We start from the raw sequence: 21,035 nt of genomic DNA on the forward strand, positions 1-21,035 counted from the left end.
AGCGGTCCCGGAACCCCTGCCGACCTGGCAGGCTTGGGCCCATGGCGGAACCCCCACCACCGGTGGACGACGAGGCGACGGTCTTCCTCCCCAGCGAGCTGCGCGGCGCCCATTGGCCGACCCGCGACCTCGACGTCTCCCGGCGGCCCTACGACGAGTTCGCCACCCAGATCGTCGCGCGCCCGCCCGCCTCGCCGGTCAGCGCCGGCCGCGGCGAGGGCGCCGGCTCGTCGCTCGCCCGCTCGAGCGGCCGGATGGCCGTCGCCTCGGCCGTCAGCCGGATCACCGGGTTCGTCGCGAAGCTGCTGCTCGCCGCCGTCGTCGGCACCGGGGTCGTCAACGACTCCTTCACCGTCGCGAACACGCTGCCCAACATCGTGTTCGAGCTGCTCTTCGGCGGCGTGCTCGCCAGCGTCGTCGTGCCGCTGCTCGTCCGCTCCCAGGACGACCCGGACGGCGGCCGCGCCTACACGCAGCGGCTGATCACCATGGCACTGGTGCTGCTCACCGTCGGCACGGCCGTCGCGGTCGCGATCGCGCCGCTGTTCACCGCGCTCTACGTCGACAAATCGTCCCCGACCGCCAACCCGGGGCTGACCACCGCGCTCGCGTACCTGCTGCTGCCGCAGATCCTCTTCTACGGCCTCTTCGCGCTGCTCTCGGCGATCCTCAACGCCCAGAACGTCTTCGGCCCGCCGGCGTGGGCGCCGGTGCTGAACAACGTCGTCGTCACGGCCACGCTCGTCGTGTTCGCGCTCGTGCCGGGGGAGCTGACGCTCGACCCGGTCCGGATGGGCGACCCGAAGCTGCTGGTCCTCGGCCTCGGCACCACGCTCGGCATCGTCGTGCAGGCCGCGGTGCTCTTCCCCGCGTTGCTGCGCACCGGGTTCCGGTTCCGCTGGCGCTGGGGCTTCGACCCGCGGATCAAGGAGTTCGGCGGGCTCGCCGCGTGGATCCTCGGCTACGTCGTGGTCAGCCACGTCGGGTTCGTCGTCACCACCCGCGTGCTGACGCACGGGAACAGCGGCGGCGTCACGGCGTACAGCTACGCGTCCCTGCTCTTCCAGCTCCCGTACGGCATCCTCGGCGTCTCGCTGCTCACCGCGCTGATGCCGCGGATGAGCCGCGCCGCCGCCGACGGCGACACGGTGTCGCTCGTCGGCGACCTCTCGCTCGCCTCCCGCATCTCGACGGTGCTGTTCCTGCCGATCTCCGCCGTGCTCGCCGTCGTCGGCACGCCGGTCGGGCTGGCGATCTTCACGTTGGGGCGCGGCACCGTCGCCGACGCCGAGCGGCTCGGCCAGACGCTCGCCGTCTCCGCCGTCGGGTTGCTGCCCTTCGCGCTCGTCATGTTGCAGCTGCGGGTGTTCTACGCGATGAAGGACGCCCGCACGCCCACGCTCATCATGCTCGTGATGACGGCGGTCAAGATCCCGTTGCTGCTGCTGTGCCGCGGGCTGCTCGACGGCGAGCACATCGTCTACGGCGTGATGCTCGTGAACGGGGCCGGGTTCGTCGTCGGAGCCGTGCTCGGGCAGGTGTGGCTGTGGGTCCGGCTCGGGCACCTGCGCAGCAAGCGGTCCCTGCGGGTCGGGCTGATCACCTTGTCGGCCAGCGCGCTCGGTGTCGGGGCCGCGGTGCTGGCCGGTTACGCCGTGCCCGGTTCCCTCGGCACGGTCGCGGGCGCGTGGGTGAAACTGCCGGTCCAGACCTTGCTCGGGATGGCCGTCCCGTTCGGCTTGCTGGCCCTGCTGCGGCTCCCGGAATTCACCCCGGTGACCCGGCGCGTGGGTGGTCTGCTGCGGCGGTTCGCGGCTCGTTGACGACTACGGCCACCGGCGCGATCCGGATGTCTCGAAACGGTAACGAGACCGCTGCGATCAGCGCGTTTACAATTCCGGCGCGGCTTCCTAATATCCACCCCGATCAACGATGGGGCGGAGGTCGTGCATGACGCGCAGGGCGCGCAGGCGGCGGGACCGGGTGTCGATCGACGAACTGCTGCAGGAAGCCGGGGTGCGCCCGAGGCGGCCGGGTTCGCGGTCGGCCGAGACGGCGGCCCGGCGCGACCCCGGTGAGGAGCCGCGCGGCGCGGCGGGCCGGATCGCGCTGGCGTCGGCGGTACTGGTCGTGCTGGGCGGGCTGGTGGTCGTCCTGGCATCGCGGCCCGAGCCCGTTCCGGGCACCACGCAATTCCCGCAGCTGCAGCCGGCGACCGGTATCCCGACGTCGACGGCGGTCGCCGCGCCGACGCAGACGACCACGCCGTCCCCGGTGGTGATGCACGCCCGCAAGACCCCGACGCCGACGCCCACGGTGACGGTCGAGCTGCCACCGTCCCCGACGACGACGGTCACGCTGCCGTCGTCCACATGGGACTGGAGCCGGTGCTACCCCTACGGCTGCCGCCGCGGTGGCACGCCGGTGCGCTGAAAGCTTTCCCGCTCACCGGCACGGGTGCCGCTCACCGGGACCCGAAACCCGCGAAGACCCCCTCACCGGCCCCGATGCCGGTGAGAGGGCCTCCGACAGCCCCACTACGGGTCTCGCGTCAGCCGGCGTACCCGGCGACGATCTTCGTGAACGCGTACTTGTCCTGCGAGATGCCGCTGCACTCGCCGCCGCCGCTGCAGTCGCGGTTGGTGGCCCAGAACGTGAAGCGGGCCAGGTGGTGGCTCGTCGCGTAGCCGCGGATGGAGTTGAAGTTCGCCACCGTGACCGTCTCGCCCGCGTTGTCGGTCTTGCCGTTCATCGAGGAGAGGCCGCTGTGCCGGTAGGCGGTGTCGTCGTTCCAGCCGAACGTGGTCTTGAGCTGGTTCTTCAGCCCGTCGACCGCGGACTTCGTCAGCGCGGCCATGTCGCCGCCGCTGGAGAAGTCGAACGGCATGACCGACCAGACGTCGACCGGGGCGCCGATCGCCTTGGCCTGGTTGATCAGGCGCTTGCCCCACGAGTCGGGGCCGGTCGTGGTGGTGCCGATGGTGATGACGACCTTCAGGTTCGGGTTCTTCTGCTTGGTCAGCTTGACCGCGTTGAGGATGCGGTCCTGGACCGTGTTGTTCTGGAACTCGTCGGTGTTCTCGATGTCGAGGTCGATCGCCTTGAGGCCGTAGGCGTCGATCACCTTCTGGTACGCACCCGCCAGCGCCGAGGCCGACGTGCACTTCGAGCCCAGCTTAGTGCCGGACCAGCCGCCGAAGGAGGGGATCACGTCCCCGCCCGCGTTGCGGATGTTCTGGATCATCGTCTTGTCCGAGCCGGTCAGCGAGCGGCTGCCGTCCCACTTCGGGTTGCAGGTGCCGTCCGACAGGACGAACGCGAGGGTAAACGCTTTCACGCCGGTGGCCGACATCGCCGCGGTCGGGCTGGTCTGCCCGCCCCACTGGTACAGGTACGGCGACGCGAGCACCGGGTCGACCGCGGCCATGGCCTGCGGGGCGAGACCGACGGCGGTCGCCATCGCGGCTCCGGCCGCGACCGCGAGGGTCACCAGACGGCGCATCGATTTCATCAGGGGTCCTCCAAGCTTGCCGGTTGGAGCACCTCCGGTTTGAGGCGGCGGGATCATCCCGGGAGGAGCGCTGTGTGCCACCACACAGTGGACTAGACCAATGTTGTGTGTCAACCCTCCTTCGGTCGGAAAAATGACGCACGGTGCGCACGCGGGTGCCCAGCGTCGGCGGTGTGAGATTCCCCTGAAGGCGGAGTGACACCGCCCGTCATTCCGGCTACTTTGCCGAAATGGTGGGGGATTCGGTCGCCGCCGGCGGGGGACGCCGCCCGGGCCGGTTCCTGCCCGCCGTCGTCCTGCAGCGGTGGGCGCTGTGGCGGCTGCCGCGGCGCGGCCAGGTCCTCTACCTCGTCGCGATCGACGTCCTCGCCGTCGCCGCCGCCGTGCTGGCCGCGCTCCGGTTCCCGCCGCAGGCCGCCATGCTCACGCCGTTCGCGCTGCTCCTGGCCGGCATGCTCGTCTCGGCCGAGCTCGCCCGGACCGTCGAGCGCCACCGCGAAGACACCCTCCTCGGCCCCGGCGTCGACACGCCGTGGATCTTCGCCGGGGTGCTCGTGCTCCGGCCCGGCCTCGCCGTCGCACTGGTCGTGCTTTCCGCGCTGCACCAGTGGTTCCGGGTCCGCAGAAGACCCGGGTACCGGCAGGTGTTCGGCGCCGCGGCGACGGCGCTGGCCGGCCTCGTCGCCGGCGCGTTCCTCACCGCGACCGGCGTCCGGCCGCTCGGGGACGTCCTCGACTCGCGCACGGTCGCCCTGCTGACCCTCGCCGGCGTGGTGTTCCTGGCGGTGAACGCCGCGCTCGTCACCGCCGCCGACGGCCCCCGCCCGCTCCGCGCGGCCCTGCCCGGCCACGCGTTCGACGCCGCGATGGCGGCGTCCGCCCTCCCGCTCGCCTGGGCCGTCGAAGCCGCGCCGCTGCTGGTCCCGGTGCTGGCCGGCGCCACGGTCGTGCTGCACCGCGGCGGGCTCGGCCACGGCCGCCGCGACCACGTGACCCTCGACCCCGGCACCGGCGTGCTGACCGCGGCGTCGTGGCGCGGCGCCGCGGAAGCCGAACTGGACCGGCTCGGCCGCCACGGCCCGGGCCAGGCCGTGCTGCTGCTCGACCTCGACCACTTCCGCCAGCTCAACGACCGCTACGGCGCCCGCATCGGCGACGCCGTCCTGCGCGCGGTCGCCGACACCCTGCGCGACGAGGTCCGGGCCGCCGACCTCGTGGGCCGCTCGGGCGGCGAGGAGTTCGCGGTGCTGCTGCCCGGCACCGGCCGCTTCGACGCGATGGCGATCGCCGAGCGCATCCGGCTGAAGGTCGCCTCGACGCTGGTGGCGCTGAAGGCCTCCGGCGACGGCCCGCAGTTCGTCGGCGTGACGGTGTCGATCGGTGTCGCGGCCTGCTCGGACGGGCTCCTCGAGAACGCGCTGCTGGCGGCCGAGGCGGCGGTGCTGCGCGCGAAGGCCGCGGGCCGCAACCGGACGATCTGCGCCGAACCGGCGTCGTGAACCCGGCCCGGGCGCGACCGCCGGGAAAATCCGCTATTGAGCGACCGTGATCGCGTTCAGCTTTTCGCGCAGGTAGTCCGAAGCGATCACCTCGGGGTACGTCGTCTTGCCCAGGGGCGGAGCCAGTGACGTGATCCGCGCGTCGTGGTCGGTCTCGTAGAAGAAGATCAGCGACACCAGGTCCTCGTCGGGTGCGGTGGCCGCCGGTGGGAGGACGCGGTGGCGCGTCGAGCGCCAGCGGTCGCCCGTCCAGCGGGCCATCAGGTCGCCGATGTTGACCGTGAACGCGTCCGGGTGGAACGGCGCGTCCTCCCACTCGCCGTCGGCGGTGCAGACCTGCAGGCCGCCGACGCCGGCCTGGCGGTCGAGCACCGTGACCGTGCCGAAGTCGGTGTGCGGGCCGATCCGGAACTGCTCCGGTTCCGGCGCGCCGACGTGGGTCATCGGCGGGTACCAGTTGATGTTGAACGTGTACGTCGGGTGCGCGGTGTGCCGCGTGAAGTGGCTCTCGGCCAGGCCGAGCGCCGCGGCGCAGATCTCGAGGAGGTGGTCGGACAGCGCGCGCATCCGGCGCATGTACTCCGTGGCCGCCTCGGCGAGGCCCGGGACCTCCACCGGCCAGACGTTGGGCTGGAACCAGAAGCCGTCGATCTCGGCGACGCCGACACCGAGGTCCGCGCCCGCGGAGAACGACTCCTTCAGGTCCGGCGGGGTCTCGGTGCCCTCGGCGTAGCCGTTCGCCTCGACCCCGGGTGGCAGCCAGCCGCGGCCGCCGACGGTAACGGCGTAGCGCTGCTTGACGTCCTCGGGCAGCGCGAAGAACTCCCGCGCCAGCTCACGCGTCCGATCGCGCAGGTCGTCCGGCACCCCGTGCCCGGTGACCAGCAGGAACCCGGACTCCCGCAGCGCGGCGTCGATCCGCGTCGCCACCTCGGCCCGGCCTTCGGACGTGCCCGCGAACCACGGTGAGAGGTCCACGAGCGGAACGGTTGACGGCATACCGGCTCCTCAAGCACTGTCCTATTCGGACTTTTCGACCCCGATGTCTTCGAACCACAGGTCCGGGCGCGCGGCGATGAACTCCGTCATCAGCGCGGTGCAGGCGGGATCGTCGAGCAGGGTGATCTCCACGCCGAGCCCGGCGAGCCAGTCGTGCCCGCCGTGGAACGTCGTCGCCTCGCCGATGATGACGCGCCCGATCCCGAACTGACGGACGAGCCCGGAGCAGTACCAGCACGGCGAAAGCGTCGTGACCATGATCGTGTCGCGGTAGTGCGGGCGGCGGCCGGCGTTGCGGAACGCGGAAGTCTCCGCGTGCATCGACGGGTCGTCGTCCTGCACGCGCCGGTTGTGCCCGCGGCCCAGCAGCGTGCCCGCCGCGTCGAACAGCGCGGCCCCGATCGGCACGCCGCCCTCGGCCTTGCCCAGCTCGGCTTCTTCACGGGCGACGGCCAGCAGGGCTTCCGGGTCGATCGGCATGCGTCACTCTTTCGCCCAGGCCGGTCCGTGGCAAGTGTTTGACGATTCAACTGCACCTTCCGGCGGATCGCGGACCGAAGCTGTCCTCGATGTCTGGCACACTGCGTCCCATGTACGGGACATCGGAACGCCTGCTCAGGCTGCTGTCGCTGCTGCAGGCCCGCCGCGACTGGCCGGGCGCGGACCTCGCGACGCGGCTCGAGGTCGACGTCCGCACGATCCGCCGCGACGTCGAACGCCTGCGGTCCCTGGGGTACCCGGTGCACGCGACGCCCGGCGTGGCCGGTGGCTACCGGCTCGGCGCGGGGGCCGCGTTGCCGCCGTTGCTGCTGGACGACGACGAGGCGGTCGCGGTGGCCGTCGGCCTGCGCACGGCGGCGAACGGCACGGTCAGCGGCATCGAGGAGACGTCGGTGCGCGCGCTGGCGAAGCTGGAGCAGGTGCTCCCGGCGCGGCTGCGGCCGCGGGTCGGCGCCCTGGGCGCGGCGACGGTGTCGCTCCCCGGCGGCGGCCCGACGGTGGACGCGTCGGTGCTGACGGCGATCGCGGCGGCCTGCCGCGACCACGAGCGGCTGCGGTTCCCCTACGTCGACCACGCCGGCACCGAGACCGAGCGGTCGGTCGAGCCCCTGCGGCTGGTCCACACCGGCCGGCGCTGGTACCTGGTCGCCTACGACCTGGACCGGGCCGGCTGGCGCACGTTCCGGGTCGACCGGATCACGGGGGTGCCGGCGCCGAGCTTCCGGTTCACGCCCCGCGAGCCGCCGGCCGAGGACCTGGCGGCGTACGTGTCGCGCCAGATCTCGTCGGCGCCGTACCCGCACCAGCTGGTGCTGCGCGTCGCGGCGCCCGCGTCGGTGCTGGCCGGGCGGGTCCCGCCGACGACCGGGGCGGTGGAGCCGATCGACGAGCACAGCTGCCGCGTCCGGACCGGGGCGAACACCCTGGACACCGTTCCGTACTACCTGGCGCAGTGGGGGTACGACTTCGTGGTGGAGGAGGCACCGCCGGGGCTGGTGGAGCGGCTGCGGGAAGTGGCGGAGCGCTTCGCCCGCGCGGTCGGTTAGAGCCGAACGGCCTCGCTTTCCCCGTCGCTCAGGAACGACGCCAGTGCGCTCCCTTCTTCCGTGACTTCGCGGCGTTCGCTCTTGGCCAGTTTTCGCAGCGGCTGCACGACGACTGTGGCGTTCTCGACCTTCCACGTCGCCGAGACCCGGCCGTCGACCAGCACCACCCGCTCGCCGGCCACCGAGAGCAGGCGGTGGGTGTCGTCGATGACGCGGGTCCGGTCGTCGTAGCCGAGGATCGCGTTGTCGAACGCCGGCAGGAACCGCACCGGCGCCGGCGTGCCCGGGTCGGGGCGCGGCGCGTCCGGCAGGTCGAGCAGCTCGCGGCCGCGCTCGTCGCGGAAGACCACCAGGTCGTCGCGCACGGCTTTCACCGCCGCCGGCAGCCCGGCCAGGCCGGACCAGGCGCGCAGGTCCGCCGTCGCCGCCGGGCCGTACGCCGCCAGGTAACGCCGCACCAGCGCCCGCCCGACCGCGTCGCCGGGGTCGAGCGGGTCGACGTCGCGGCCGAGCCACGCCGCCAGCGGCAGGTTCCGCACGCCGGCCTTGACGCGCCAGAGCCCCCGGGGCGGCAGCTGCGCGACGGGGATCAGCGCGGCGACGAGCATCTCGCCGAGCGGCCGCGGCCCGGCGGACGGCCACCGGCCGGCGACCGCCCGCGCGAGGTCACCCATCGAGCGTGGCTCGCCGTCGGCCAGCACTTCCCGGCCCGCCGCCGCGAGCTCGTCGAGGTCGACCCCGTCGAGTTCCCGGCGGTACACGCCGAGGACGCGCTGGCGGAGCATGGCGTCGAAACGCGTCCGCCACGCCAGGACGTCCTCGGCGGTGAGCAGGTGGACGGTCCGGCGCATCAGGTGCGTCCGCACGACGCGCCGCTCGGTGAGCAGGTCCGACAGCACGGCCGGGTCGAAGCGGCGCAACCGCGCCCACAGCCCGGTGAAGGGCTCCTGCGGTTCCTGCGCCTGCAGGCCGCCGAGGTGCGCGACGGCGTCGTGCACGGGCAGCTCGGCGCGGTCGAGCAGGAGCTGCCGGGCGAGCGTGGCGCGGTTGAGAGCCAGGGGGCCGAGAACGGTCACGTCGCCTTCTGCCCGTCGAGGGTCTCGCGGAGGATGTCGGCGTGGCCGGCGTGCTGGTAGGTCTCGGCGATGACGTGCAGCAGGGCCCGCCGCGCGGTCCACTTCTGTCCGGTCCGGGCGTCCCACGGCGCGTCGGGCAGCGGGTGCGTCACGGACAGGTCGGGCACCGTGCGGATGACGTCCTCGCTGCGCTTGGCGACGTCTGCGTAGCGCGCCCGGATGGCCGCCAGGGTGTCGGAAGGCTGCATGGCGAACTCGTTCTGGTGGTCGATCATCCATTGCGGGTACTCCCGCGCGGTCCCGGCGAGGATGTCAGCCCAGGTCACGCCCTCGGGCAGGTCGTACCGCACGGCCGAGGAGCCTTCGACGACGAAGCGCAGCCAGTTCTCTTCCATCGACGCGACGTGCTTGAGGAGGCCGCCGAGGCACAGCGCGCTGACGGTCGGGGTCGCGCCGGCCTGCTCGTCGGTGAGGCCGTCGGTGGTGCCCAGCAGGGCGGCCCGGGCGTCGGCGAGTTCGGCGATGAGGTCGTCGCGTTCGGTATCGGTGGTCATGCGCCGAGCATGTCAGGGATAGCGGACAGCTCGTGTCCGCTATCGGAGGTCGATCGAAGGCTTCCGGCGTCGTCAGCCCGCCGGTCCCGCACCAAGCGCCCGCTTACAATGGGCTGGACCGGAGCCGGCCATTCCGGGCGGCGGGGTCTGGGAGGATCACCGGATGACGATGTCGCTGTCGGCCGATCTGTGGCCGGATGTGCAGCCCGAGACCGCTCGCCGGTTGATGCTGGCCGGGGTGGAAGCCTTTGCCAAGCGGGGTTACCACGCCACCACCACGCGGGACATCGCCGGGGCCGCGGGGATGAGTCCCGCCGCTCTTTACGTGCACTTCCCGTCCAAGGCCGCGCTGCTCTTCGCCATCAGCCGGTACGGTCACGAGCAGACCCTCGCCCTCGTCGAGAACGTCGTCGCCAAGGAGTCCGATCCCGTCGAACGGATCCGGCTCATCGTCGAGGACTTCGTCGCCTGGCACGCCCGGCGCCACACCGTCGCCCGGGTCGTCCAGTACGAGCTGCAGGCCCTGCCCGAGCAGGAGTTCGCGGTGGTCGCCGAGCTGCGGCGGCGCATCGAGCGGATCGTCCGGGAGGTCATCGCCGACGGTGTCGAGGAAGGCGTCTTCACCGTCTCCGACGCGCACACCTCCGCCCGCGCCGTGCTGTCCCTCGGCGTCGACGTCGCCCGCTGGTACACCGAGCGCGCCCGCCAGACGCCGGCCGCGCTCGGCACGGAGTACGGCGGCCTCGTGCTGCGCATGCTCGGCGCGTCGCGGCCCGGCCCTCAGGGCACGGACTGAACGAGCGCGGTGTGCTCTTCCGGCGTGCCGCCGCGCCGGGCGGACGCGGGGGCCCGCTCGGGTCGCAGTCCCACGCCGACGAGGTACACCGCGAACGTGCGCAGGACCGGCAACCACCGCGCCGCGGTCATGAGCCGGCCCGGCGGTCCCGCTTGCTCCCCGGACCGGATCGGGCCCGCGAGATCGGCGTGCATGATCCGCTGCAGGGCCTGCACCAGCACCAGCGACGGCAACCGGCGCCGCCGCACCCGGGCGAGGTCCCTCCCGCGCACCGCACCCCGCCGTAGCCGCCCGGCCAGCAGGTTCGCGGTCGCGACGGCGTCCTGGACGGCGAGGTTGACGCCCACGCCCCCGACCGGCGACATGGCGTGCGCGGCGTCCCCGATGCACAGCAGGCCCTCGGCGTGCCAGCGGCGCCGGCGGTCGAGCCGGACGTCGAGGAGCTTGACGTCGTCCATCGAGACCAGCTCGCCGACCCGGTCGGCGTACTCCGGCAGGAGTTCGGCCACGTCACGCCGGAACGCGTCGATGCCGCGAGCGCGCAGCCGGCTGTCGGTGCCCTTGCGCGCGACGTACCCGATCTGGAAGTAGCCCTCCCGCGGGATGACGATCGCGAACCGTCCCCGTCCCGGCCGCCGGGTCAGCTGTTCGACCTGCTCGCCTTCGCGACGCGAGAGGCGGAACCACCAGGTGTCGAACGGAACGTCGAACTCGGTCACGCCCAGCCCGGCCGCCGCGGGCAGCACCGAATTCCGGCCGTTGCACGCCACCGTGAGGTCCGCCCGGAGCTCGGCCGTCCCGCCGCCGGGCCCGCTCGTGCGGTAGCGGACCCCGGCGACCCGGCCTCCCTCGTGGATCAGCGAGGTCACCGCGGCGCCCCTTTCGAGCCGGAACGCCGGTTCCACCCGCGCGGCGTCGGCGAGCAGGTTCAGCAGGTCCCACTGGGGAACGATCGCCACGTACGGATGCCGCACGCCCCACTTGCGCAACGCGCGGAAATCGCCGATCCGCCGGACCCCGCCGGCTCCGTCGGGCAGGACCACCTCGGTGATCCGGGTCTGGGGCAGCCGCGCGAAGCAGTCGCCCAGGCCGAGGTCGTCGAGCAGCCGCAGGGTCGCCGGATGCACGGTGTCGCCGCGGAAGTCGTGCAGGAAGTCCTCGTGCTTCTCCAGCACCGTGACCTCGACCCCGGCCCTCGCGAGCAGCAGTCCGAGCACCATGCCCGCCGGGCCCCCGCCCACGACGCAACACGTCGTCCGCTCCACCGCGCCCCGTTTCCCCCGTCGATCGGCCGCCCCACCCCCTTCTACACCGGAGACGCCGGCCCGCGCCGCGGACGGGAGTATTCCGGGCAGCTTCGCCGCACAAACGGTCCAGGGGTGCCGGATCGCGAAACCTTCGAGCTGCCGAGGCCTCGCCGGCGTGTTCCGGTGGAACGCGGCGAGCCGTGGTGTCGTCCTAAGTAGACGGAGTGCTCAGCATCCTTGCGGCCAGCTCCGCGTAGAACTCGCCGAGGGCTTCGGGTGAATCCGCACCGTCGAGCCGGTACCAACGCACCAGATCGACGCCGAGGGACAAGATCGCGCGCACTGACCGGTCGATGTCCGGTACGTCGAACACCCCCTCGCGGGCTCCCTTCTCCACCGCGGTCCGCACCAGTGCGGAAAACCGCTGCCGGAGGTCGAGGATCTCCTCCAGGTGCTCCGGATCGAGCGCCGCCAGTTCGTACTGGCACACCCTCGCCACCGTGTGGTGGCGGGCGTGCCACGTCACGTGGGCGGCCACCAGACGCCGGATCTGCCGACCGGGGTCGCCGTCGTCGGGCTCGGCCGTCAGTGCCGCCAGCGCTCGCGAGTGTCCGGTTCGGGCGATGTGGAACAGCACCGCCTCCTTCGACGCGAAGTGCACGTACAGCGAACCGGGGCTGAGGCCGACGACGCTGGTGATGTCGCGCGTCGTCGTCGCGTGGAAACCCTTGCGCGCGAAGCACTGCACCGCCGATGACAGCAGCGCGCGCGATACCGGGGACGTCCGCTCGCCCCAGAACTCGTCCGGGACGGCCTCGGGGCCGAGCTTCGTCTTCAACCGTGCCGCCGGGTGGGGGCCGCCGCCGCGGCGGCGCTCCTTGCCTGACATCACGTGCTCCCCTCGGCTTGACACCCGCCGGTGCCGGAGTCATGGTAACTGGGCGCTCAGTCAGTCGATGAAGACGCGAGGAGAGCCGCGATGGGAAAGACCACGCCGACCGTCGTCCTCGACGGCTTCTCCTACCTCGAGTGCCCCCGGTGGCACGACGGCCGGCTGTGGGTGTCGGACTTCTACACCGAGAAGGTCGTCGCGATCGACGGCCGCGGTGCGGCCGAGGTCGTCGCCGAAGTCCCCGGGCAGCCGTCGGGCCTCGGGTTCCTGCCCGACGGGCGCCTGCTCGTCGTCTCCATGCGCGATCACCGCCTGCTCGTGCGCGACGAGTCGGGGCGGCTGGACGAGCACGCCGATCTGTCCGGTGTGGTCTCCGGCGTGCTCAACGACATGGTCGTCGACGACCGCGGCCGCGCCTGGGTGGGCAACTTCGGCTTCGACCTCATGGGCGGCGCGCCCCTGCGCTACACCACGCTCACCCGTGTCGACGCCGACGGGAGCGTGGCCGTCGCCGCCGAGGACCTCGGGTTCCCCAACGGCATGGTGATCCTGCCCGGCGGCGTGCTGGTCGTCGCCGAGACCTTCGCCGGGCGGCTCACCGCCTTCGACATCGGTGCCGACGGCGAGCTGACCGGCCGGCGCGTCTGGGCGCAGCTCGGGGACACCCCGCGGACCGAGGACGTCGGCGAGGCGGTGGCGGCCCTCGAGGTGGCGCCCGACGGCATCTGCGCCGACGCCGAGGGCGCGATCTGGGTGGCGGACGCCGTCCACACCCGCGTCCTGCGCGTCGCGGAGGGCGGCCGGGTCCTCGACGAGATCGACACCGGCATCGGCGTCTTCGCCTGCATGCTCGGCGGCGACGACGGCCGGACGCTCTACCTCTGCGCGGCACCCTCCTTCGCCGAGCACGAACGCCGGCCGGTCCGGGAGGCGCAGCTGCTCGCCGTCCAGGTCGACATCCCGCACGCCGGCCTGCCCTGAACCGAGTGGAATGGAGGGTCCTCATGGAGGTCTCCTGCGCTTTCCCGACCGCACTCGACTCCCCGGACCACATCGCCCTGGCCGAAGAGCTGGGCTACGCGCGGGCTTGGGTCTACGACACCCCGCAGCAGAGCCCCGACGTGTGGATGACCCTCGCGCTGGCCGCCGCTCGGACCGAGCGGATCGGGCTCGGCCCCGGCGTCCTGGTGCCCAGCCTGCGCCACCCGATGGTCAACGCCGCGGCGACCGCCACCCTCGCCGCGCTGGCGCCCGGCCGCGTCGCGGTCTCCTTCGGCACCGGCTTCACCGGCCGCCGCGCCATGGGGTACCGCGCGATCACCTGGTCGTTCATGGAGGCCTACGTCCGCGCCTACCGCGGTCTCCTGCGGGGCGAGGTCGTCGAGTGGGAAGGGGCGCGGATGCGGATGCTGCACCCCGACGGCCACGCGCCCGCCCGGCCCGTCGACGTCCCCGTCCTGATCGGCGCGCTGGGACCGAAGGGCCACCGGGTGGCCCGGGAACTCGGTGACGGCCTGTACGTGACGCTGCAGCTGCCCGAGTTCGCGACCGAGTACTCGTGGGTGCCCTACCTGGTCTGGGGCACGGTGCTCGACGCGGGAGAAGCCACCGACACCGAGCACGCGCGCCACGCGGCCGGCCCCGGCTGGGCGCTGGCCTACCACGGCGCCTACGAGTTCGGCGGCCCCGCGGCCGTGCGCGAACTCCCGGGCGGCGCGGAGTGGCTGGCCGTGGTGGAGCGGACGCCGGCGCAAGAGCGGCACCTCGCGGTCCACCGCGGGCACTGCGTGGAACTCGGGGAAGCCGACCAGGCGGCCTGGCGGGCCGGCGGCCACCGGATGCTGCGGGACGTGACGATGACCGGCACCCGCGCGCAGCTGCGGGAGCGGCTGGCCGAGGTGGCCGCCAAGGGCGTCACCGAGATCGTGTTCCAGCCGACCGGGCCCGACGTCCGGGGCGAGCTCGAGCGGTTCCTCGACGCCGCGACCGCCTGACCGTCAGTGCGGGCCGGCGTGTTCGGCCAGTCCGGTCGCCATGCCCTGCATGAAGCGCCGCAGGTAGCGCTTCAGGAACCAGCGCATGCCGAAGCGCGCCGAATACGTGCCGTGCCACCGGATCCGCGTTCCGCCGCCGGGCAGTTCCGTCAGCTCGACCGCCGCCCGGTAGCCGGTCAGCTGCGGGTTTTCGGCGCCCTCGTAGGCGAACCGGCGGTCCGGTTCGAGCGCGGTGATCCGCTCCTTCGTGACGACCTTGCCGGTCCGGAACGCGCGCACCGCGCCGACGCCGTCCCGGCCGTCGGAGGAGAGGCCGGTCGATCGCGTCGCCTCCAGGGCGTCGACGCGGGACCAGGCCGGCCAGCTGCGCGGGTCGAGCAGCAAGGCCCACACGGCCGAGGGCGGTGCCGCGGATTCGGCGGTGACGTCGTAGGACTGGCGGCTCATGAACGCAGGCTATGACGAGGGCATGGCGCCGCCCAGGCGTGGAATTGCGGTCTACCGGTCAGGAATTGCGGTAGACCGACGGGCGGACCCCGGTGTGCCGGACGAACGCCGCGGACAGCGCGCCGGCCGTGGCGAAACCGCACCGCGCGGCGATGCGCTCGAGCGGCAGGCCGGTTTCGCGCAGCAGCCGTTTCGCCTCCTCGACCCGCAGTGCGGTGAGGAACCGGTGCGGGGTCTGCCCGGTCGCGGCGCGGAACACCCGGACCAGGTGGTAGACCGACAGGTGCACTTCGTCGGCGAGGTCGGCCACCGTGACCGGCTCGGCCAGCCGCTCGCGCAGGAACGCCACCGCCGCGCGCATCCGGGCGTCTTCCCGCCGGGGAGTCCCGCCAGCCGGTAGCCGCCCGTGCCGGGTCAGCAGGTGCGTGGCCAGGAACGCGGCCGCGGTCTCGGCGTACAGGTCGTCCGCCGTCCCCGGCGACCCGAGCGCGCGAACCGCCGCCTCGAGCAGCGGGTCGCCGGTGGCGACGGACGCGGCCATGGCCTCGAAGTCCGGGACGTCGCCACCCAGCCGCGCCGCGGTCGCGTCGACGGTGTCGCGCGGGATGTGCACCTGGACGCTGCGCATGTCCGCGTCCCCGTGGTAGCGGCGGACCACGGCCTGGTGCGGGAGGCCGAGCTGGACCCGGCCGGGCAGCCAGCGCTCGCGGACCGCCCGGCCGCCGGCCCGCGTCTCCAGCTCGGCGCGCCCCGACACCGGCAGCACCAGGTGCAGGTCGGCGGCCGCGGGCAGCGCCATCTCCTCGGCGACCGGGACGTGCTCGAACCGCTGCACCAGCAGCGACCGCCAGCCCGCGTCTTCCCAGCTGCAGAACGTCCGCCGTACGAACCGATCCGTCTCGAAACCGGTGTACGGCCGCAGATCGAACCGGGCCGAGTCGAAGACCATGGTCCCGAGGCTACCTACCCGGCCGCGACGCGCACCCCCGCCGCGAGCCGGGCGGTGAGCTGCCGGAGTTCGGGCTCGCCCGCGTTCAGGAGCGTCTCGACCAGCGCGGATCCGACGATCACCCCGTCCGCGAACCCCGCCACCTCGGCCGCCTGGGCCGCGTCCGAGATCCCCATTCCGACGCACACCGGCAGCTCGGTGACCGCGCGCAGCCGGCGCGTCAGGACCGCGGCCGCCTCGTCCACCGACTCGCGCGTTCCGGTGACGCCCATCAGCGCCGACGCGTAGACGAATCCCGTGCCGGCCGCCGCGGTTTCCGCCAGCTGGGCGTCCGTGCTGCTCGGTGCCACCACGAACACCGTCGCCAGGTCGTGCGCCGCCGCGTGGCGGCGCCACTGCGCGGACTCGGCCACCGGGAGGTCCGGCAGCACGCAGCCCGAGCCGCCGGCCGCGGCCAGCTCGCGGGCGAACCGCTCGACGCCGTAGCGGGACACCGGGTTCCAGTACGACATCACCAGCACCGGCTTGCCCGTGGCGTCGTGGACTTCCCGCACCGTGCGCAGGACGTCCGCGATCCGGACGCCGCCGCGCAGCGCGATGTCGTCGGCCGTCTGGATGATCGGGCCGTCCAGCACCGGATCGCTGTGCGGCAGGCCGACTTCGACGATGTCCGCGCCCGCGTCGAGGGTCGCCCGCAGCGCCGCGATCCCGCCGTCGACCGTGGGGAAGCCGGCCGGCAGGTACGTGACGAGCGCGGCCCGGCCGGCCGCCTTCGTACGGGCGAGGGTTTCGGTGAGCAGGCTCATCGCGCACCCTCCAGTCCGAAGTGGACGGACGCCGTGTCCATGTCCTTGTCGCCGCGGCCGGACAGGTTCACCAGCAGGAGCGCGTCCGGGCCGAGCTCGGTGCCGGCCCGCAGCGCCCCGGCCAGGGCGTGCGCGCTTTCGATCGCCGGGACGATCCCCTCGGTCGAGGCGAGCAGCCGGAACGCCGCCATGGCTTCGTCGTCGGTGACCGGGCGGTACTCCGCGCGGCCGGAGTCGTGCAGGTGCGCGTGTTCCGGGCCGACGCCGGGGTAGTCGAGCCCGGCCGAGATCGACCAGGCTTCGCGGATCTGGCCTTCGTCGTCTTGCAGGACATAGGAACGGGAGCCGTGCAGGACGCCCGGTTCGCCCGCCGACAGCGACGCCGCGTGCTCCCCGCTGTCCACGCCGTGCCCGGCGGCCTCACACCCGATCAGGCGGACGCCGGGGTCGTCGAGGAACGCGTGAAACAGCCCGATCGCGTTCGATCCGCCGCCGACGCAGGCGATCGCGGCGTCGGGCAGCCGGCCGGTCCGCTCCAGCAGCTGCCGCCGGGCCTCGACGCCGATCACGCGCTGGAAGTCGCGGATCATGGCGGGGAACGGGTGCGGCCCGGCGACCGTGCCGAAGAGGTAGTGCGTGTCCTCGACGCGGGCGACCCAGTCGCGGAACGTCTCGTTGATGGCGTCCTTGAGGGTGCGGGACCCCGACGTCACCGGCACGACCCGCGCGCCGAGCAGTTCCATCCGCGCCACGTTGACCGCCTGGCGGCGCATGTCCGTCTCTCCCATGTAGACGGTGCAGTCGAGGCCGGTCAGCGCGCACGCGGTGGCGGTCGCGACGCCGTGCGAGCCCGCGCCGGTCTCGGCGATGACGCGGGTCTTGCCCATCCGCTGGGCCAGCAACGCCTGGCCGAGCGCGTTGTTCACCTTGTGCGAGCCCGTGTGGTTGAGGTCCTCGCGCTTGAGGAAGACCCGCGCGCCCCCGGCGTGCGCGGCGAAGCGCGGCACCTCGGTGAGCGCGCTCGGGCGCCCGACGTAGTGGGCGAGCAGGTCCTCGAACCGGGCGACGAAGGCGGGATCCGCTTTCGCCCGTTCGTATTCGGCCGCCACCTGGTCGACGGCGGCGACGAGCGCCTGCGGGATGAACTGGCCGCCGAAGGCACCGAAGTACCCTCGGGCGTCGGGAAAGTGCCCGGCCGCGGCCGGGAAGAAGAAGTCCATGGTGGAGGTGCTCCTGACCCGGGAGGTCCCGGGTGGTTCGTGGCTGGTCGGGGATCACCGGAGCGCACGAACGCGCGGGATCACGAAGACTTCAGTGATCCCTCGCGACGCGCGGCACGCGGTGCCATCGCATCCCGTCGACCTGGCCCGCCTCGGAGCCGATCGCGTACCGCACCCGGCGCCCGCGCACGCGCCGCGCGGGCGCCTGGCAGCCACGCGGCCGGCGGCCACGGGCGAAGCGGACGGTGAGGGGCACGAGCGCAGCTTAGCCCGCCGGAGTGCGGGGCCCGCAAGCGTTTTGGCGTGGGTCCCGTCACCCCGGGGCCTGGTCGACCCGGACGACGTACTTGCCCCGCACGCCACCGGCCTCCAGGGCGCGGTGCGCGGCGGCCGTCTCCGCCAGGGGGAACACCCGGTCGACCGCCGGGGCGAGTTTCCCTTCGGTCACGTGCCGGGCCAGGTCGTCGAAGTCCGTCCGCTTGGGGTTGCCGCTGAACGCGCGGACGCGGCCGCGTCCGTGGCGGACACTCACCGCGAGGTAGCCCAGCGAGCCGACCGGCCGGGTGAGGTCGAAGGCGATCGTGACCATACGGCCGCCCGGGGCCAGCAACCGCCGGAAGTCCGGGAGGCCGGTGCCCGCCGTGTCCAGCACGACGTCGAACCGGCCCAGCTCCGGGAGCCGGACGGTCCCGTGGTCCAGCGCCGTCGTGGCGCCGAGCCCGCGGACGAAATCGAGGTTGGCGGCGCGGGCCAAGGCCGTGACTTCGGCGCCGTACGCGTGTCCGAGCTGGACGGCGGCGTTGCCGACCCCGCCCGCCGCACCCCGGACGAGCAGCCGCTCGCCGGGGCGCAGCGCCACCTTGTCCCGCAACGCGGTCACCGCCGTGGTGGCGACCGGCAGGGCCGCGGCGTCCACCAGGTCCAGGCCTTCGGGAACCCGGCCGATCCGGTCGGCCGGCACCGTCACGTACTCGGCGGCGCTGCCGAAACCGGACGTGCGCCCCAGCACGCCCCAGACGCGGTCGCCGATCGCGAACGCCGTCGTCCCGGTGCCGAGCGCCGCCACCTCACCGGTGAAGTCGAGGCCGACGCGCTTCGGGAACTTCCGGCCGGTGAGGAGGCGGATCTTCCCGGCGCGGGCGGCGAGTTCGCCGCCGTTGACGCTGAAGGCGCGCACCCGCACCAGGACTTCGCCCGGTGCCGGCTCGGGGCGCGGCACCCGGCCGACGTAGAGGACGTCCGGGTCGCCGTAGCGGTCGAAGAGCACTGCTTTCATCGTGCGGTCGGTCATGACGGCGAGCGTAGGCTCGCAAGTGGACGAGATCATCCGGTTCGGTCGAGGTGAGAGACAATGCCCGGGGCACCTTCTCGGATACCGGCCCGCGACGACCTGCGGGCCGACGCGCGGCGCAACCAGGAACGCATCCTGGTCGCCGCGCGCGAGGTCTTCGCCGAGCGCGGGATCGACGCGCCGATGGCGACCGTGGCCCGGCGCGCCCGCGTCGGGGTGGCGACGCTGTACCGGCGGTTCCCGAACCGCGACGCGCTCGTGCGCGCGGCGTTCGCGCAGCAGATGGCCACCTGCACGCGGGTGTTCGCCGACGCGCTCGCCGACCCCGATCCGTGGCGTGGGTTCCGGCGGCTGATCGAGGCGGTCTGCGAGCTGCAGCGCGAGGAGCGGGGGTTCCCGGAGGCGTTCCTCGCGGCCTTCCCGGACGACGCGGCGGCCCACGTGCGGTTGCGCGGCACCGCCGACCGCGAGCTGGCGACGCTGGTCCGCCGGGCCCAGGCGGCGGGGGCGCTGCGGGCCGACTTCCGCCCGTCCGACCTGGCGGTGGTCTTCCTCGCGCACGGCGGGCTCGTGACGGCGTTGCCGGCGGACGGCGCGGCGTCCCGGCGGCTGGTCGCGTACCTGCTGCAGGCCTTCCGCGCCGAGGCGGCGAGCGAGCCGCTGCCGGCACCGTCCACGTTGGCACTGGGTGGCTTCCCGCCGCCGGACGAAGAACAACTCAAATGACCGATGCCCGGCCCCGCGCTCTCACGTAGCGTGGGAAGCCCAGTCGTCGACGTTTGCGAGGTTCCGGATGGGTCAGGGACAGACAACCGAGAACGAAGTGACCACCAGTGGCCTGCTGATCAGCGTCGAGCCGCTGACCACCGCCGTGGACCGGGGCAAGGCCAACGGTGCCGTGGCCGACAACGACGGCAACGACTAGCCGTCCGTGACGGAGATCCCCGGACTGGCCGGCCTCGTGGCTCCGCTCGAGGCCGGCCAGTTCTTCGCCGACGTCCTGGGGAAGGCGCCACGGCGCTTCCCGGGGGAGCGGGGCCGGTTCGCCGGCCTGCTCCCGTGGCCGGAGCTGGACCGGGTGCTGCGGCAGCACCGCCTCGAGTTCCCCCGGCTGCGCCTCGCGCTCGACGGCGACGTCGTGCCTGCCCACACCTACACCGAGATGGTGTCCACCCGGCGCAACGGCCTGGTGCCGCGCGTGCTGTCGGCGCCCTTCGCCGAGCACCTGCGTGCCGGCGCGACGCTCGTGGTCGATTCCGTCAACGAGCTCGTCGACGGCGTCGGCGAGCTGGCCGCGCGGCTCGAACACGACCTGCGCGAGCGGATCCAGGTCAACCTGTACGCGGGCTGGGGCACCACGCACGGCTTCGACGTGCACTGGGACGACCACGACGCGTTCATCATCCAGCTCTCCGGCCGCAAGCGCTGGCGCCTGCACGGCGTCACCCGGCGCTCGCCGCTGCAGCGGGACGTCGAGCTGCCGGAGCGTCCCGAGGGCGAGCCGCACGAGGACTTCCTGCTGGAAGACGGCGACGTCCTCTACCTGCCGCGCGGGCACTGGCACGACGTGTCCGCCGTCGGCGAGGAGTCGCTGCACCTGACCATCGGGTTCAACGCCGCCACCGGCGTCGACCTCGTGGCGTGGCTGGCCGACCAGCTGCGCGCCGACGAGGTGTTCCGCGAGGACCTGCCCCGGTTCGCCGGCCCGGCGGCCCGGGCGGAGCGGGCCGAGGCGCTGCGGCACCGGCTGGCCGAGCTCGTCGCCGGGGACGTCGTCGACCGGTTCCTCGCCGATCGCGACGCCCAGGCGCCCGCGCAGACCCGCGTCGGGCTGCCGTGGGCGGCGACGGCGGCGCTGCTGCCCGCGGACGACGACTTCGAAGTCCGGCTGCTCGCCCCGCGGGCCGCGCTGACCGACACCGACGGCACGGTCGCCCTGGTCGCGGCCGGGAAACGCCTGGTCTTCGCGGCGCCCGCGCGGCCGGTCCTGGCCGCGCTGCTCGGCGGTCTCCCGCAGCCGTTCAAGGTGCTGGCCGACGCCGCACCGGGCGTCGATCGGGCGACGGTGCGCGCACTGCTGGGCGAGCTGGTCACCCAGGGGCTCGTCGCCCGCGCCTGAGTTCACCCGGAATGCCCGGTTTGCCGCCGTGTGCTGCCCGATCGGGTGGCGGTGCACGGCGAGCCGGTCACATCGGGGCGATTGACGG

Annotated in this window: 22 protein-coding genes; 9 read left to right on the plus strand and 13 right to left on the minus strand. The window is 73.4% G+C overall.

Annotation, left to right across the window (positions count from 1 at the left end; all coding sequences use genetic code 11):
• Positions 1–41: 41 nt before the first annotated feature.
• Positions 42–1,823, plus strand: a complete 1,782-nt coding sequence (murJ, locus tag BLV96_RS44995) for a murein biosynthesis integral membrane protein MurJ (RefSeq protein WP_244180953.1) — start codon at positions 42–44, stop codon at positions 1,821–1,823.
• Between the two features lie 127 nt (positions 1,824–1,950).
• The gene (locus BLV96_RS45000) at positions 1,951–2,433 is read left to right on the plus strand and encodes a hypothetical protein (protein ID WP_244180954.1); all 483 of its coding nucleotides are present in this window, start codon (positions 1,951–1,953) and stop codon (positions 2,431–2,433) included.
• A 118-nt stretch (positions 2,434–2,551) separates the two neighbouring features.
• Here the strand turns inward: BLV96_RS45000 and BLV96_RS45005 are convergent, their stop codons facing one another.
• Positions 2,552–3,511, minus strand: coding sequence for a chitinase (locus tag BLV96_RS45005; protein WP_244180955.1), 960 nt, complete (start codon positions 3,509–3,511; stop codon positions 2,552–2,554).
• Between the two features lie 230 nt (positions 3,512–3,741).
• Between BLV96_RS45005 and BLV96_RS45010 the strand changes: the two genes are divergently transcribed.
• Positions 3,742–5,010 (plus strand): GGDEF domain-containing protein, encoded by a 1,269-nt coding sequence (locus BLV96_RS45010; protein WP_086672404.1) that lies wholly within the window; start codon positions 3,742–3,744, stop codon positions 5,008–5,010.
• A 33-nt stretch (positions 5,011–5,043) separates the two neighbouring features.
• Here the strand turns inward: BLV96_RS45010 and BLV96_RS45015 are convergent, their stop codons facing one another.
• Together BLV96_RS45015 and BLV96_RS45020 are read right to left on the minus strand one after the other, a co-directional pair.
• On the minus strand, positions 5,044–6,009 hold the full coding sequence (locus BLV96_RS45015) for an isopenicillin N synthase family dioxygenase (RefSeq protein WP_086672402.1): 966 nt from the start codon (positions 6,007–6,009) through the stop codon (positions 5,044–5,046).
• 21 nt (positions 6,010–6,030) lie between these two features.
• Positions 6,031–6,489 carry a nucleoside deaminase gene (locus BLV96_RS45020; protein WP_086672401.1) on the minus strand — a complete coding sequence of 153 codons (459 nt, stop codon included), beginning with the start codon at positions 6,487–6,489 and terminating at the stop codon, positions 6,031–6,033.
• Positions 6,490–6,599: 110 nt separating this feature from the next.
• Between BLV96_RS45020 and BLV96_RS45030 the strand changes: the two genes are divergently transcribed.
• The gene (locus tag BLV96_RS45030; RefSeq protein ID WP_167379937.1) at positions 6,600–7,556 is read left to right on the plus strand and encodes a helix-turn-helix transcriptional regulator; all 957 of its coding nucleotides are present in this window, start codon (positions 6,600–6,602) and stop codon (positions 7,554–7,556) included.
• On the opposite strand, the gene BLV96_RS45035 is transcribed toward BLV96_RS45030, so the two are convergent.
• Positions 7,553–8,632, minus strand: coding sequence for a winged helix DNA-binding domain-containing protein (locus tag BLV96_RS45035; RefSeq protein ID WP_086672399.1), 1,080 nt, complete (start codon positions 8,630–8,632; stop codon positions 7,553–7,555). The two genes, BLV96_RS45030 and BLV96_RS45035, sit on opposite strands and share 4 nt — an antisense overlap.
• On the minus strand, positions 8,629–9,186 hold the full coding sequence (locus tag BLV96_RS45040; RefSeq protein ID WP_086672397.1) for a DinB family protein: 558 nt from the start codon (positions 9,184–9,186) through the stop codon (positions 8,629–8,631). The genes BLV96_RS45035 and BLV96_RS45040 overlap by 4 nt, the downstream gene beginning before the upstream one ends.
• 163 nt (positions 9,187–9,349) lie before the next feature.
• On the opposite strand from BLV96_RS45040, the gene BLV96_RS45045 reads away from it, so the two are divergent.
• Positions 9,350–9,982, plus strand: a complete 633-nt coding sequence (locus tag BLV96_RS45045) for a TetR/AcrR family transcriptional regulator (RefSeq protein ID WP_086672395.1) — start codon at positions 9,350–9,352, stop codon at positions 9,980–9,982.
• Here the strand turns inward: BLV96_RS45045 and BLV96_RS45050 are convergent.
• Together BLV96_RS45050 and BLV96_RS45055 are read right to left on the minus strand one after the other, a co-directional pair.
• Entirely contained in the window at positions 9,967–11,247 is a 1,281-nt protein-coding gene (locus tag BLV96_RS45050) for an FAD-dependent oxidoreductase (protein WP_167379938.1), read from the minus strand. The two genes, BLV96_RS45045 and BLV96_RS45050, sit on opposite strands and share 16 nt — an antisense overlap.
• A 193-nt stretch (positions 11,248–11,440) precedes the next feature.
• Positions 11,441–12,118, minus strand: coding sequence for a TetR/AcrR family transcriptional regulator (locus tag BLV96_RS45055; RefSeq protein ID WP_091390382.1), 678 nt, complete (start codon positions 12,116–12,118; stop codon positions 11,441–11,443).
• A gap of 90 nt (positions 12,119–12,208) precedes the next feature.
• Here BLV96_RS45055 and BLV96_RS45060 point away from each other — a divergent pair, with 90 nt between their 5' ends.
• Complete coding sequence (locus tag BLV96_RS45060) at positions 12,209–13,102, plus strand: SMP-30/gluconolactonase/LRE family protein (protein ID WP_086670698.1); 894 nt, start codon at positions 12,209–12,211, stop codon at positions 13,100–13,102.
• A 23-nt stretch (positions 13,103–13,125) separates the two neighbouring features.
• Positions 13,126–14,115 (plus strand): LLM class flavin-dependent oxidoreductase, encoded by a 990-nt coding sequence (locus BLV96_RS45065; protein WP_086670699.1) that lies wholly within the window; start codon positions 13,126–13,128, stop codon positions 14,113–14,115.
• A gap of 3 nt (positions 14,116–14,118) precedes the next feature.
• Here BLV96_RS45065 and BLV96_RS45070 read toward each other — a convergent pair whose 3' ends face one another.
• From BLV96_RS45070 to BLV96_RS45090, 6 genes are all read right to left on the minus strand, one after another.
• Positions 14,119–14,562 carry an SRPBCC family protein gene (locus BLV96_RS45070; protein WP_086670701.1) on the minus strand — a complete coding sequence of 148 codons (444 nt, stop codon included), beginning with the start codon at positions 14,560–14,562 and terminating at the stop codon, positions 14,119–14,121.
• A 58-nt stretch (positions 14,563–14,620) separates the two neighbouring features.
• On the minus strand, positions 14,621–15,511 hold the full coding sequence (locus BLV96_RS45075) for a helix-turn-helix domain-containing protein (RefSeq protein ID WP_086670703.1): 891 nt from the start codon (positions 15,509–15,511) through the stop codon (positions 14,621–14,623).
• A gap of 14 nt (positions 15,512–15,525) precedes the next feature.
• On the minus strand, positions 15,526–16,317 hold the full coding sequence (gene trpA / locus BLV96_RS45080) for a tryptophan synthase subunit alpha (protein WP_086670705.1): 792 nt from the start codon (positions 16,315–16,317) through the stop codon (positions 15,526–15,528).
• Positions 16,314–17,537, minus strand: a complete 1,224-nt coding sequence (trpB, locus tag BLV96_RS45085; protein WP_086670707.1) for a tryptophan synthase subunit beta — start codon at positions 17,535–17,537, stop codon at positions 16,314–16,316. Before trpB ends, trpA begins: the two co-directional genes overlap by 4 nt.
• Positions 17,538–17,628: 91 nt before the next feature.
• Positions 17,629–17,793, minus strand: coding sequence for a tryptophan biosynthesis modulator TrpM (trpM, locus tag BLV96_RS50165; protein ID WP_167379939.1), 165 nt, complete (start codon positions 17,791–17,793; stop codon positions 17,629–17,631).
• A 57-nt stretch (positions 17,794–17,850) separates the two neighbouring features.
• A complete protein-coding gene (locus BLV96_RS45090; RefSeq protein WP_086670709.1) occupies positions 17,851–18,828 on the minus strand; it encodes an NAD(P)-dependent alcohol dehydrogenase in 978 nt (325 codons plus the stop codon).
• A gap of 60 nt (positions 18,829–18,888) precedes the next feature.
• On the opposite strand from BLV96_RS45090, the gene BLV96_RS45095 reads away from it, so the two are divergent.
• Together BLV96_RS45095 and BLV96_RS45100 are read left to right on the plus strand one after the other, a co-directional pair.
• Complete coding sequence (locus BLV96_RS45095; protein ID WP_086670710.1) at positions 18,889–19,554, plus strand: TetR/AcrR family transcriptional regulator; 666 nt, start codon at positions 18,889–18,891, stop codon at positions 19,552–19,554.
• A gap of 205 nt (positions 19,555–19,759) precedes the next feature.
• Positions 19,760–20,947 carry a cupin domain-containing protein gene (locus BLV96_RS45100; protein ID WP_086670712.1) on the plus strand — a complete coding sequence of 396 codons (1,188 nt, stop codon included), beginning with the start codon at positions 19,760–19,762 and terminating at the stop codon, positions 20,945–20,947.
• The last annotated feature ends 88 nt before the right edge of the window (positions 20,948–21,035 follow it).

Source organism: Amycolatopsis pretoriensis, assembly GCF_900107925.1.
Lineage (GTDB): Bacteria > Actinomycetota > Actinomycetes > Mycobacteriales > Pseudonocardiaceae > Amycolatopsis > Amycolatopsis pretoriensis.

Excerpts from the sequence above, each read along its gene's own strand:
- murJ (WP_244180953.1), top strand. The coding sequence starts at position 42 with ATGGCGGAACCCCCACCACCGGTGGACGACGAGGCGACGGTCTTCCTC.
- BLV96_RS45000 (WP_244180954.1), top strand. The coding sequence starts at position 1,951 with ATGACGCGCAGGGCGCGCAGGCGGCGGGACCGGGTGTCGATCGACGAA.
- BLV96_RS45005 (WP_244180955.1), bottom strand. The coding sequence starts at position 3,511 with ATGAAATCGATGCGCCGTCTGGTGACCCTCGCGGTCGCGGCCGGAGCC.
- BLV96_RS45010 (WP_086672404.1), top strand. The coding sequence starts at position 3,742 with ATGGTGGGGGATTCGGTCGCCGCCGGCGGGGGACGCCGCCCGGGCCGG.
- BLV96_RS45015 (WP_086672402.1), bottom strand. The coding sequence starts at position 6,009 with ATGCCGTCAACCGTTCCGCTCGTGGACCTCTCACCGTGGTTCGCGGGC.
- BLV96_RS45020 (WP_086672401.1), bottom strand. The coding sequence starts at position 6,489 with ATGCCGATCGACCCGGAAGCCCTGCTGGCCGTCGCCCGTGAAGAAGCC.
- BLV96_RS45030 (WP_167379937.1), top strand. The coding sequence starts at position 6,600 with ATGTACGGGACATCGGAACGCCTGCTCAGGCTGCTGTCGCTGCTGCAG.
- BLV96_RS45040 (WP_086672397.1), bottom strand. The coding sequence starts at position 9,186 with ATGACCACCGATACCGAACGCGACGACCTCATCGCCGAACTCGCCGAC.
- BLV96_RS45045 (WP_086672395.1), top strand. The coding sequence starts at position 9,350 with ATGACGATGTCGCTGTCGGCCGATCTGTGGCCGGATGTGCAGCCCGAG.
- BLV96_RS45055 (WP_091390382.1), bottom strand. The coding sequence starts at position 12,118 with ATGTCAGGCAAGGAGCGCCGCCGCGGCGGCGGCCCCCACCCGGCGGCA.
- BLV96_RS45060 (WP_086670698.1), top strand. The coding sequence starts at position 12,209 with ATGGGAAAGACCACGCCGACCGTCGTCCTCGACGGCTTCTCCTACCTC.
- BLV96_RS45065 (WP_086670699.1), top strand. The coding sequence starts at position 13,126 with ATGGAGGTCTCCTGCGCTTTCCCGACCGCACTCGACTCCCCGGACCAC.
- BLV96_RS45070 (WP_086670701.1), bottom strand. The coding sequence starts at position 14,562 with ATGAGCCGCCAGTCCTACGACGTCACCGCCGAATCCGCGGCACCGCCC.
- BLV96_RS45075 (WP_086670703.1), bottom strand. The coding sequence starts at position 15,511 with ATGGTCTTCGACTCGGCCCGGTTCGATCTGCGGCCGTACACCGGTTTC.
- trpA (WP_086670705.1), bottom strand. The coding sequence starts at position 16,317 with ATGAGCCTGCTCACCGAAACCCTCGCCCGTACGAAGGCGGCCGGCCGG.
- trpB (WP_086670707.1), bottom strand. The coding sequence starts at position 17,537 with ATGGACTTCTTCTTCCCGGCCGCGGCCGGGCACTTTCCCGACGCCCGA.
- BLV96_RS45090 (WP_086670709.1), bottom strand. The coding sequence starts at position 18,828 with ATGACCGACCGCACGATGAAAGCAGTGCTCTTCGACCGCTACGGCGAC.
- BLV96_RS45095 (WP_086670710.1), top strand. The coding sequence starts at position 18,889 with ATGCCCGGGGCACCTTCTCGGATACCGGCCCGCGACGACCTGCGGGCC.